The sequence below is a fragment of the Undibacterium sp. RuRC25W genome, assembly GCF_049339825.1.
Classification (GTDB): domain Bacteria; phylum Pseudomonadota; class Gammaproteobacteria; order Burkholderiales; family Burkholderiaceae_D; genus Undibacterium.
On sequence record NZ_JBMPPD010000001.1, the window covers coordinates 1 to 12,517 of the forward strand.

Sequence of the window (12,517 nt, forward strand, 5' to 3'; positions counted from 1 at the left end):
TTCTTTGCTCACATCAAACAATTTAGGCGGGTTGCAACGCGATACGACAAACTCGCTGAACGATTTGCTTCATTTGTGGCAATTGCAGCTTCGATGCTTTGGTTAAAATAAATGTCAACACGCCCTAAAAAAAATGCGCCGAAGCGCATTTTTTGCAAGTTTTTCAAATGGTAACATTTCGTTAGTCTATGAGAGCTTACCTTACACGGATTTAGGCAATCGTTGGCGGCGCGCCTCATACAAACAAACGCCCGATGCCACAGAAACGTTCAAACTCTCAACAGTCCCATACATCGGGACACTCACCAGCACATCGCAAGTCTCACGTGTCAGGCGACGCATGCCCTCGCCTTCTGAGCCCATAACAATAGCGCAGCCACCTGTAAAATCAACGTCGTAAATAGTTTTACCATCAACATCGTCAGATGTACCGACCAGCAAAATATCACGGTCCTTCAGCTCTCTTAACGTGCGAGCAAGATTCGTGACGGTGATATATGGCACCGTTTCTGCCGCACCACTAGCAACTTTTGCTGCCGTTGCATTCAAACCAACTGCGCGGTCTTTAGGTGCAATGACCGCATGCGCACCAACGCCATCGGCGACACGTAAACACGCACCTAAATTATGAGGATCTGTAATCCCATCAAGTACTAACAGCAATGGTGGCCCGTCAATGGCATCAAGCAATTCATCAAGATTACGCGCAAGAGATAACTCACCCGCTTTAGCAACGACACCCTGATGACGACGCGTACCAACAATATTTGACAACCGTTGATCATCAGCATGAATAATGCGGACGCCAGCCGCTTTTGCTGCAGATAACAGATCTTGCATACGGCGATCGTTTCGCTCTGCATCCACGTATATCTCCTCAACGGATGACGCCTCGTGACGAATCCTTGAAGTGACAGCGTGGAAACCAAAAATCATTTTACTTTTCATATTACTCTTTATTAATTTAATTCAACTTCAGGGCAAGTACAAAGCCATCCCAGGACTACTCTGCTAACCAGACTACAGCGAGCGACTATTCGTCGAAAAGTCGCAGCAAAGCCTGTACCAGCCCACAACCTTACGTCTTTAACGTCTCTTTCTTGCAGGCTTTCCTGCTGCTTTAGCAGCGATAGCAGCGGGTTTCTTGCCACCGTCTGAACTCTTTTGTCTGGCACCACCTGCCCTGCCTTCAGAATTCGAGCCTTTGTACTTTTCTTGTCTCTCAGGCGCAAAAGATTTTTTCACACCAGAAGTAGGCTTAGATGCATTCTTGACTGCTTTAGCACTCTTATTGGTAGGTGTCGCTGGGATTTGCTTTTTCGCCTTATCCGCAACACCACCACGCACCGGAGCAACACCGCCGCCCGACTGGACAATACTAAGATCTATTTTACGGGCATCGAGATCAACACGGCTCACCTGAACATTCACTTTATCAGTCAGTTGATAACGCTTGCCTGTGCGCTCTCCACGTAATTCATGCCGCGCTTCATCAAACTGAAAATAATCTGCACCGAGGTCAGTGATGTGGACCAGACCTTCAATGTAAATATCATCGAGTTGTACAAAAATACCGAATTGAGTCACACCAGAAATCGTTCCAACAAACTCTTCACCCAATTTATTTTTGATGAAATAACATTTCAACCAAGCTTCCACATCGCGCGATGCCTCATCTGCACGACGCTCATTTGCCGAACAGTGCGTTCCCAAAGCATCCCAGATCGTAGGATCTTTCTCTACTTTTTTCTTTCCCGCTGCCTTATCGGCAATCAATTGTTTGCGCGCAGAATTTGAAATCGTAGTATTTAGCAAGCTTAAATCAATGCCTTTAGGCTCGTACACTTTACCTGCCAGAATCGCTTTAATCGCTCTATGGGTCAACAAGTCGGGATAGCGACGGATTGGGCTTGTAAAATGGGCATAGGCTTCATAGGACAAACCAAAATGACCGATATTGTCCGGACTATAGACCGCCTGCTGCATTGAACGAAGCAACATGGTTTGCAATAAAGGTGAGTCGGGACGACCTTTGATTTTTTGCATCAATGCCGCATAATCAGAAGCGGACGGTGTGTCACCACCGCCCAATGACAAACCGACTTGTTTAAGGAAGTTACGAACCTGCGTCAGTTTTTCCTTAGTTGGTCCGGCGTGAATCCGATACGTGCCTGGGTGCTTATAAGTTTCAAGCAAATTGGCTGCACAGACGTTGGCCGCCAACATACATTCTTCGATCAACTTATGCGCATCGTTGCGTGTGCGCGGGATAATTTTTTCAATCTTGCCAGCCGCATTACAAACAATATACGTTTCTGTTGTCTCAAAATCGATTGCGCCACGTACATGCCGCGCTTTAAGTAATGCCTGAAATACTTCATAAAAATGCGTCAAATGTGGAACCAGCGATAAACGCTTTGCCGCTTCGGGACCCTTTGTATTACCAAGAATTGCAGCGACTTCAGTATAGGTAAATCGGGCAGCAGAGTGAATCACTGCCGGATAAAATTGGTAGGCATTAACTACGCCGTCTTGTGTGATGACCATATCACAAACCAGCGTCAAACGATCAACGTCCGGATTTAACGAGCACAAGCCGTTTGATAGCTTTTCCGGCAGCATTGGAATTACTCTGCGCGGGAAATAAACCGAGGTACTTCTTAATAACGCATCCTCGTCCAGCGCATCATTTGGCGTCACGTAGTGACTGACGTCAGCAATAGCAACCAACAGACGATATCCCTTGGTACGACCAATTTTTACTGGCTCACAGTAAACAGCATCATCAAAATCTCGGGCATCTTCACCATCAATGGTCACCAACGGAATATCACGCAAATCGACTCTATCATCGAGATCTTTAGGACGAATTTCTGATGGTAACTTTGCAGCAGCTTTTTTGGCTGCTTCAGAAAACTCATGAGGCACACCAAATTTTCTTACGGCAATCTCAATCTCCATCCCTGGATCATCAATGTCACCCAAGACTTCAACGATCCTACCTACAGCTTGGGAATAGCGTGTCGGTTGCTCTGTCAGCTCAACACTGACTACTTGCCCAGCCTTCGCCTTTCCTGGCGATCCAGCCAGCAAGATATCCTGACTGAAGCGATTATCCTCAGGGGCGATGACCCAGACCCCATTTTCGTTGAGCAGACGACCAATCACGTGCGTATTAGCGCGCTCTACAATTTCAATGATGCTACCTTCTAAACGACCGCGGCGATCAGTACCGACAACGCGTGCAGTTACTCGATCACCATGCAGTACTTTCTGCATTTCCCGCTCAGGGAGATATAGGTCGTCGGTACCATCATCGGGGATTAAAAATCCATAACCGTCACGGTGACTGCTGACTTTCCCTGAGATAAAGTTCTCTTGATTAGCGAGCGTATAATTTCCAGTACGATCTGGCTTAATTTGCCCGTCGCGTTCCATCGCGTTCAATCTTCGCGTCATGCCATCAAACTCCTCGGGTTTCACGCCTAACATTTCCGCAATGTCATTTGCAGTCAGTTTGACCTTATTCGTACGAAGGACGCCCAGAATCTCTTCACGGCTGGGAATGGGATATAAATGCTTATTCAAATGATGTAAATTTCTTTAAAAGTTATTTCACGTCCTGACTATACAAGACATATGCCTAGTTTACCGGAGCAAACGTCAATTGCCTAACAATTCTTCAACATGATCCTCAGCAGCCCTTGACACTATTGATAAACACTCTATAATTCTGGCTTCCGTTGCCCACGTGGCGGAATTGGTAGACGCGCATGGTTCAGGTCCATGTGCCGCAAGGTGTGGGGGTTCGAGTCCCTCCGTGGGCACCACAGCATTCAAAGGCTCGTTGATTATTCAACGGGCCTTTTTGTTGCGCACTTCCAGACAGTAATTACTCCCTTTAGAATTACTCGTTTTAGAGTAAATATCTAAATATTTTAATTATCTCCCCAAGCGACCTCAATTCATCTATAATAACGCCTTCTGTTGCCCACGTGGCGGAATTGGTAGACGCGCATGGTTCAGGTCCATGTGCCGCAAGGTGTGGGGGTTCGAGTCCCTCCGTGGGCACCACAGCATTTAAAGGCCCGTTGATTATTCAACGGGCCTTTTTGCATTGATAACCAGCCAAAATCCAAACACAGCATTAAATAACATTATCAGAGCAAGACAGCATCAATCAGATTAAAATTCAAAAAATTACACGGACAGAATAAAAAAACGGAAGCATTATCGCTTCCGTTTTTCCTTACGCAGTCTCGCCTTTTTTCAACCAAGCATTTAGTTGATGAGGACGGATACTATCGTACTCTTCAAAAGGTTGATGAATCCATGGATTCGTAGATAAATAGTCGAGATAATAATCTGGCGCAACGGAAGAACATGCCTTATACCAGATCACAGCTGATTTAACATCCGTAACGGAAGGGAAGTTTTCGCGCAAATGATGCAAGACACGCTCAAGAGTAACACCAGAATCAACTAGGTCATCGACCACGAGAACACGCCCTTGCAAAGTACCTTTCGTCATTGAAATGTACTTGCCAATATCCAGAGATCCCTGAACAGTGCCAGCATCTTCACGATAAGAACTAGTCGACAAAATTGCCAACGGCACATCGAAAATTCTGGAAAAAATGTCACCTGGGCGCAAGCCGCCACGCGCCAAGCAAAGCACCTGATCAAACTTCCATCCAGACTCGTGCACCTTCAGCGCCAACTGCTCAACCGAGCGATGGTAAGCATCCCAAGAGACCCACAAATCTTTATCTGTAGAGGCAGGTGTATTCATATTTCTATTTTTCCTTCTTTAAACAAACGGGTGACGCAGAACAATAGTTTCCTCGCGGTCAGGGCCAGTCGAAACCATGTCAATCGGCACGCCAACCAGCTCCTCAATGCGCTTGATATAGTTACGAGCATTCACTGGCAACGACTCCATCGATTTCGCGCCAACCGTTGACTCGGACCATCCTGGCATTTCTTCGTAAATCGCTTCGCACAATGACGCTTCTTCTGCGCCGACTGGGAAGATGTCAACAACTTTATCGCCCAGCTTATAGCCAGTGCACAGCTTCAGTGTCTCAATACCGTCCAACACATCCAGCTTTGTCAGACACATACCAGACACGCCGTTGATCTGAACGGAGCGCTTTAACAACGCTGCATCGAACCAACCGCAACGACGAGCACGACCAGTCACCGTACCAAACTCATGACCAATGCTGGCCAGATGTTTACCGACACCTTGATCCGTCGGCAACTCAGATGGAAATGGACCAGAACCAACGCGCGTAGTGTACGCCTTCGTGATACCAAGGATATAGTGCAGCATATTTGGACCCACACCAGCACCTGCTGCCGCATTACCAGCAACACAGTTGCTAGAGGTTACGAATGGGTACGTTCCATGATCAACGTCCAGCAAACTACCCTGCGCGCCTTCAAACAACAAATTAGCACCTGCTTTATGGGCAGCATACAACGCACTGGAAACATCAGCCACCATCGGACGAATACGCGGCACCAATGCTAGGGCATCATCAAGCGTCTTCTGATAGTCAACCGCAGGAGCCTTCAGGTAATTCGTTAATACGAAATTATGGTAATCCAGATTTTCTTTTAATTTTTCAGCAAATCGTTCTGCATTAAGCAAGTCAGCGACACGAATTGCGCGACGCGCAACTTTATCTTCGTAAGCTGGGCCAATACCTTTACCCGTAGTGCCGATTTTAGCTGCACCACGTGCAACTTCACGCGCCGCATCAAGTGCAGTGTGATAAGGCAAAATTACTGGACATGCTTCAGAGATTTTCAGGCGGGACACCACTTCAACGCCATTTGCCTGCAATTTATCAATTTCACGCAACAAATCAGGTACAGACAACACAACACCGTTGCCGATGTAGCAAGCAGTACCTTCGCGCATAATGCCAGAAGGAATCAATTGCAAGGCGGTCTTTTGCCCACCAATAACCAAGGTATGACCAGCGTTATGACCACCCTGAAAACGCACAACACCTTGTGCATGATCGGTCAACCAATCAACGATCTTACCTTTACCTTCGTCACCCCACTGGGTTCCGATTACAACGACATTTTTTGGAGTTTTATTGTTTGACATCACTCAACCTACATTTTGAAGAATCCATTGATCACCATCGAATACGACCACTCTGTTGCAGTCGAATTCGTCTTGTTCGTTTTCATGCCCCGGGAAGTTTTGAATAACGACCTCCCCTTGCTGACGTAATTCAGAAATTTTTTGCAGCAATGCTGCATCGCGACTCCACGGTGCACGGATCGCATCCTTGCGTTCCGCGATAGGCATCAATCGAGCCAATTCCCGCAAATCGAGAGAGAATCCGGTTGCCGGACGCGCACGACCAAAAGCCTCACCTACATGATCATAGCGACCACCTCTGGCCACTGCATTCGGCAAACCAGGAACAAACGCACTGAACATCACACCGCTGTGATAGTGGTAACCACGCAAATCAGCCAGATCAATAGTGAGCTGTGCAGGCCCAACAAGACCAGCAAGGTATTCTAATTCCGACAACGCATCAACAATACCGCTTACAGCCGGCAGCTTTTCGCGCGCTATTTTTAAAACTGAAACATCCCCATACAAGGTTGGCAGCAGCATTAATGCAGAGCGCACCTCAGGAGAAAAGTTTCGAGTCAGCTTGTCTATACTAGGTAAATCTTTGGACTCCAGCAAAGAAAAAAGCACATCCTCTTGCTTTTTTGCGTCCGCATCCAGATCAAGGATTGCCCGCAATACACCTACATGGCATAGATCGAGCCGAACTTCGTTGATACCAGCTAAGGCGAGGCAACCGAGTACCAGTTCTTGAATTTCCGCATCCGCTTCCAAACCAGCATGACCATAAATCTCCGCACCGATTTGAATCGGCTCGCGGGTCGCATGCAGACCAGAAGGTTTGGTCTGCAACACGTTACCTGCGTAGCATAGTCTCGTTACCGATGCCCTGTTGAGCAAATGTGCATCAATCCTGGCCACTTGCGTGGTCATGTCCGCACGCAACCCCATGGTGCGACCAGATACTTGATCAATCAGTTTAAAGGTACGCAAATCCATATCCTGACCTGCGCCAGTCAATAAGGACTCAATGTACTCTAGCATCGGCGGCATAACCAACTCATAGCCGTATGATCTGAAATGGTCAAGAAAAACTCGGCGCAAGTCTTCAATCTTACGCGCCTCGGACGGCAAGACGTCAGCTATATTCTCAGGAAGGAGCCAATTCGGCATGAAAAACAATCAAAAAAATTAAAGAAGAAATATATTTTTTACAGCATTCGACCAGCAAACAGCGATCTGTACCGCAATTGGCACAGATCGCTGTTTGCTGGAGATATTTTTAAATTACTTGGATTTTACCGCATTCACCCCACCACTTGATACTCCAGGGGTTTTAAAATATTTAAAAAAGTCTGAACTTGGATCAACCACTACGTAGTCACTCTTATTCTTAAAGCTCGCACGATAAGCTTCAAGACTACGGTAAAACTTATAAAATTCGGGATTCTGACCAAAAGCTTTAGCATAAATTTGCGAAGCTTCAGCATCGCCAGCACCACGCATTTCTTCTGACTCACGATATGCTTCAGCAAGCACTACAACGCGCTGACGATCTGCATCCGCTCTAATTTGCTCAGACTCAGCAGCTCCTGTAGAACGCAATTCGTTTGCAACACGCAGACGCTCCGCTTTCATTCTGTCATAGACAGAATTATTAATTTGTTCAACATAGTCAACCCGCTTTAACCGGACGTCGACGATAGCCACACCGATTTGCTTGGCTTCTTCACTAACCTTGCCACGAATCGCCTCCATCACTTTACCGCGCTCACCAGAAATAACATCACGTACAGTGCGTTTTGTTATTTCATCATTCAACGCAGCCTTCACGATCTGTGACAATCTATCTTTAGCTCCACGCTCGTCGCCAGCAAAACTAACGTAATACAATTTAGGATCAGAAATACGCCACTTTACATAGGAATCCACTAGGATATTTTTCTTTTCCGCAGTGATGAAACGATCAGCCTCATCAGTGTCGATCGTCAAAATTCGTTTATCCAAGAACAACACATTTTGAAACGGCGGGGGCAGCTTGAAATGCAACCCTGGCTCCTGGATCACAGATTTCACCTCACCAAATGCAAAAACTATTGCAAAACTTTTTTGATCCACAACAAAAATTGTCGAATAAGCAACCAACAAGATACCGACAAATAAGGCGAGAAACGATATGATCTTATTCATTTTAGCGCACCTCTCTATCGCGTGAATCACGGCTATCTCTCGATCTACTATCATCTTTGTGACTGCGTAACTCGGTTGCTGGTGCCTGCTCTACAATTTGAACGGATGGCAAAGCGACTGACTGCGTCGCATTTGCACTATTTGGTTTAGCAGAAACTTCAGCTTGTGAGATCATTTTATCGAGCGGCAGATACACCATATTGTTACCGGCCTTGGTATCCATCATCACTTTACTGGTGCTTGCAAAAATTTGCTGCATAGTCTCCAGATACATACGATCACGCGTAACAACAGGCGCTTTCTGGTATTCACTCAAAACCTGCTTAAATCGTGACGCATTACCTTCGGCATTGGCAACAACCCGCGACTTGTAACCTTCGGCTTCTTGCAGTAAACGAGAGGCTTCACCACGCGCTTTAGGAATGACATCATTGGCGTACGCCTGACCTTCATTTTTTTGACGCTCTTTATCCTGCCCCGCCTTAACAGCATCATCAAATGCCGCCTGCACCTGCTCTGGGGGCTGAACACCCTGCATTGTTACATTAGCGATCTGAACGCCTGCTTTGTAGCGATTCAGAATTTGCTCCATGAGTGCGCCAACGTCTGCAGCCACCTTCTCACGTCCCTCATAAAGCACAAAGTCCATCTTATTTTTACCAACAATTTCACGAATCGCTGTCTCGGCAACTTGACGGATCATTTCATCAGGTTCGCGATTGTTGTAGAGCCACTCAACTGGATTTTTCAATTTATATTGAACTGCGAACTGAATATCGATAATATTTTCATCATCGGTCAACATTAAAGACTCACGCGCCTGCTTGTTTCTGATGTTAGAACGATATCCAACCTCAACCGTACGCACTTGCGACACATCAACAATTTCGTGATTTTGTATAGGATAAGGCCAACGCCAGTTCATTCCGGCACCGGTCACATGCGTGTACTTACCAAAGGTAGTAATGACAGCTGTTTGTCCTTCCTGAACGATAAAGACGCCACTGATAAGCCACACAAAACAAAACACAATGACAATCACGCCAACACCGAGTTTGGCGTTAACAGAGTCAGGATTAAAATTGCCGCCTTTATCACCATTACTATCACCATTCTGGCCGAGGAATTTGGACAGACGTTGATTCAGGTCTTTCCATATCTGCTCAAGATCAGGAGGTGAATCTGGAGATTTTTTATCATCCTGATTACTATTTTTAGAGCCGCGGCCCCATTGAGGATCGTTTAATGACACTGTCACACCAATTCTTTTTAGAAATGAACCAATCATTCTCTTGATTTCCAATGAATAGAAGGTTGAGCTACTAAATATTAAATCGAGCATCATCTTCGTCGGGAGCAACTTTCGGCCCCTCTGTTTCCGACGCCTTCTTGATGGCAAAATCTGCAATAGATTGCCGCAACAAATCGAGTCCTGCACTTGTTTTAGCGCTGACGAATATTCTGTCGATATTACCACACTCATTTAACTGAATTAATGGCTCAAGAGAAGCGAGATCTATTTTATTAAAGACCATTAACTGTGGAATGTGATCAGCGCCAATCTCTTTCAAGACATCATTCACCTGCTCTATCTGGTCAGATCTAACAGGACTATTTGCATCGACAACATGCAGCAATAAATCTGCATGAATCGTTTCCTCTAGGGTTGCTCTGAATGCAGCAACCAGTTGATGCGGCAAATCGCGAATAAATCCGACAGTATCAGAAATCACTACACTACCCGCCTCACCAAGATATAAACGCCTTGATGTGGTGTCGAGCGTCGCAAATAACTGGTTAGCAGCATATGCACCAGCCTTGGTCAACGTATTAAACAGCGTTGACTTCCCAGCATTTGTGTATCCAACCAACGAGATCGAGAACGTTTTACTTCTATCACGAGATCGGCGTTGCGTTTCTCTCTGTTTCTGCAATTTCTCAAGACGTGCTTTAAGCATCTTGACGCGCTCACCAAGGAGGCGCCGGTCCGTTTCTAACTGCGTCTCACCAGGTCCACGAAGTCCGATACCGCCCTTTTGACGTTCAAGGTGAGTCCAACCACGGATCAATCGCGTTGCCAGATGCTGCAATTGTGCAAGCTCTACCTGCACTTTACCCTCGTGACTTTTAGCACGCTGGGCAAAAATATCCAGAATCAAACTCGTACGATCAACAACCCTCACTTTCAGGTGGCGCTCAAGATTTCGCTGCTGCGCCGGAGAAAGAGCGTGGTTAAATATAACTAAATCGAGTTGATCATCAACAATCAGGTCTGCTAACTCTGTCGCTTTTCCAGAGCCTATAAACAAAGCTGCATCTGGCCTAGAGCGCTTGCAGGTAATTATTGCAATGGGTTCCGCTCCAGCCGATTGCGAAAGTAAAGAAAGTTCTTCTAAACCTGATGCAAAATCGCCCTTACCAAAATCAACGCCAACCAGGGCGGCCCGCATACTCAAAGACATTTGTAGGTAATATTAAAAGCCAAGAATTTACTCGGCTTCAGATTCAGTATTAATGCTGACTGCACGTGCCGGAACAACCGTTGAGATCGCGTGCTTGTACACCATTTGCGTAACGGTATTTCTTAGCAGAACAACGTATTGATCAAACGATTCGATGTGCCCCTGCAATTTAATACCGTTGACCAAGTATATGGAAACGGGGATATGCTCTTTACGAAGTGCATTTAAAAATGGGTCTTGTAAAAGTTGCCCTTTATTACTCATAACGGCTCCGTTGTGTTGTTGTGATCAGGAGTTGGGGATCGTTTGAAAAAAATCAAGCAATCCGTTAATAATTACAAAAAACTGTAACCAATTTTATTACCAAACGTCTAATGATGATGCCGTCACCTTCACTGCAAACAGCATCAACTCTTTACTTAGACTTATCAAACGGGTTTTTACCCGAGCGCATCTCAATTCTCAACGGTGTTCCCGTGAGAGAAAAAGTCTCCCTGAAATGCTTTTCAAGGTAGCGCTTATACACATCACCAACGGCATCCAGTGCATTACCGTGAATAACGATGATAGGTGGATTTTGGCCACCCTGATGAGCATAACGCAACTTCGGCCTAATGGAACCTTTACGCTTAGGCTGCTGATGCTCAACCGCCTCTATTAAAGCACGCGTCAGTTTTGGCGTCGATAAATTTGCCATCGCCGCCTCGTAAGCAGCATCAATTGACTTCATCAACGGACCAATACCGGTCGATTTTAGTGCCGAAATGAAATGGAACTTTGCAAAAGTAAGGAAATTTAGCTTACGTTCGATATCAAATTTAATCTCATCTCTGCGATCGCTCTGCAGTCCATCCCATTTATTAACGCCGACGACCAAAGCGCGACCAGATTCCAGAATAAATCCTGCAATATGAGCGTCTTGCTCAGAAATATCTTGTTGCGCATCTAACAGCAATAAAACAACGTTCGCCTCTGAAATCGACTGCAAGGTTTTAACAACAGAAAACTTCTCAATCGCTTCAAACACCTTACCCCGACGACGGATACCAGCGGTATCAATCAACGAATAATGCTTACCATCACGCTCAAATGGAATCTCAATGGAGTCGCGGGTTGTCCCCGGCATATCAAACGCAATCACACGATCTTCACCCAGAAGTGTATTAACCAGCGTGGACTTACCAACATTCGGACGCCCAACAATCGCTATTTTAATACCACGAACCTTATCGACGGGTTCCTCCATTTCAGGAGGACGTTGAGCAAAAGCAATGTTCAGCGATTCTTCGACCAAATCGACCACGCCATCACCGTGCGCAGCAGAAATAACATAAGGATCACCCATTCCAAGCTCATAGAAGTCAGCGGTGACGGCTGAATATCTCATTCCTTCTGCTTTGTTGACAACTAACATCACAGAACGACCAGATTTTCTCAAAAAGTCGGTAATCGTTTTGTCATGCGGCGTTAAGCCTTGGCGACCATCAACGATAAAAATAACCACATCAGCTTCAGCAACCGCTTGTTTGGTTTGCTTGGCCATTTCATGCAATATCCCTTCTTTTGCTACCGGCTCAAAACCGCCAGTATCAATTACAAGAAAGGGTCTCTCCCCAATGCGACCTTCACCATAGTGGCGATCACGAGTCAGACCTGGAAGGTCTGCCACAAGCGCGTCGCGTGAACGGGTAAGCCGATTGAACAGCGTGGATTTGCCGACGTTAGGTCGGCCGATAAGTGCGATAACCGGCTTCATTTG

At 46.0% G+C, this 12,517-nt stretch carries 10 protein-coding genes, 2 tRNA genes and 1 pseudogene; 3 read left to right on the forward strand and 10 right to left on the reverse strand.

Annotation, left to right across the window (positions count from 1 at the left end; genetic code table 11):
* Positions 1-111, forward strand: a pseudogene (locus tag ACO0KV_RS00005) (IS5/IS1182 family transposase); the annotation flags it as partial.
* A 90-nt stretch (positions 112-201) separates the two neighbouring features.
* Here the strand turns inward: ACO0KV_RS00005 and rlmB are convergent.
* Both rlmB and rnr read right to left on the reverse strand, forming a co-directional pair.
* Positions 202-948, reverse strand: a complete 747-nt coding sequence (gene rlmB / locus ACO0KV_RS00010) for a 23S rRNA (guanosine(2251)-2'-O)-methyltransferase RlmB (RefSeq protein ID WP_423038638.1) — start codon at positions 946-948, stop codon at positions 202-204.
* A gap of 138 nt (positions 949-1,086) precedes the next feature.
* Positions 1,087-3,588 carry a ribonuclease R gene (gene rnr, locus ACO0KV_RS00015; RefSeq protein ID WP_423038640.1) on the reverse strand — a complete coding sequence of 834 codons (2,502 nt, stop codon included), beginning with the start codon at positions 3,586-3,588 and terminating at the stop codon, positions 1,087-1,089.
* Positions 3,589-3,745: 157 nt separating this feature from the next.
* Here rnr and ACO0KV_RS00020 point away from each other — a divergent pair.
* Both ACO0KV_RS00020 and ACO0KV_RS00025 read left to right on the forward strand, forming a co-directional pair.
* Positions 3,746-3,830: transfer RNA gene (locus tag ACO0KV_RS00020), tRNA-Leu, on the forward strand.
* 159 nt (positions 3,831-3,989) lie between these two features.
* Positions 3,990-4,074, forward strand: a tRNA-Leu gene (locus ACO0KV_RS00025).
* A 175-nt stretch (positions 4,075-4,249) separates the two neighbouring features.
* Here the strand turns inward: ACO0KV_RS00025 and ACO0KV_RS00030 are convergent.
* The 8 genes from ACO0KV_RS00030 to der form a co-directional block, all read right to left on the reverse strand.
* Positions 4,250-4,792: a phosphoribosyltransferase gene (locus ACO0KV_RS00030; RefSeq protein WP_423038642.1), complete on the reverse strand. Its 543-nt coding sequence runs from the start codon at positions 4,790-4,792 to the stop codon at positions 4,250-4,252.
* A gap of 18 nt (positions 4,793-4,810) precedes the next feature.
* Complete coding sequence (locus ACO0KV_RS00035) at positions 4,811-6,124, reverse strand: adenylosuccinate synthase (RefSeq protein WP_423038644.1); 1,314 nt, start codon at positions 6,122-6,124, stop codon at positions 4,811-4,813.
* A 3-nt stretch (positions 6,125-6,127) separates the two neighbouring features.
* Positions 6,128-7,279 (reverse strand): ATP phosphoribosyltransferase regulatory subunit, encoded by a 1,152-nt coding sequence (locus ACO0KV_RS00040; RefSeq protein WP_423038646.1) that lies wholly within the window; start codon positions 7,277-7,279, stop codon positions 6,128-6,130.
* Between the two features lie 114 nt (positions 7,280-7,393).
* Positions 7,394-8,296, reverse strand: a complete 903-nt coding sequence (gene hflC, locus ACO0KV_RS00045; RefSeq protein WP_423038648.1) for a protease modulator HflC — start codon at positions 8,294-8,296, stop codon at positions 7,394-7,396.
* A 1-nt stretch (position 8,297) separates the two neighbouring features.
* The gene (gene hflK / locus ACO0KV_RS00050) at positions 8,298-9,584 is read right to left on the reverse strand and encodes an FtsH protease activity modulator HflK (protein ID WP_423038650.1); all 1,287 of its coding nucleotides are present in this window, start codon (positions 9,582-9,584) and stop codon (positions 8,298-8,300) included.
* Between the two features lie 34 nt (positions 9,585-9,618).
* On the reverse strand, positions 9,619-10,746 hold the full coding sequence (gene hflX, locus ACO0KV_RS00055; RefSeq protein ID WP_423038652.1) for a GTPase HflX: 1,128 nt from the start codon (positions 10,744-10,746) through the stop codon (positions 9,619-9,621).
* A 39-nt stretch (positions 10,747-10,785) separates the two neighbouring features.
* On the reverse strand, positions 10,786-11,022 hold the full coding sequence (gene hfq / locus ACO0KV_RS00060) for an RNA chaperone Hfq (RefSeq protein WP_186946602.1): 237 nt from the start codon (positions 11,020-11,022) through the stop codon (positions 10,786-10,788).
* A gap of 151 nt (positions 11,023-11,173) precedes the next feature.
* Positions 11,174-12,514 (reverse strand): ribosome biogenesis GTPase Der, encoded by a 1,341-nt coding sequence (der, locus tag ACO0KV_RS00065; RefSeq protein WP_423038654.1) that lies wholly within the window; start codon positions 12,512-12,514, stop codon positions 11,174-11,176.
* Between the last annotated feature and the right edge of the window lie 3 nt (positions 12,515-12,517).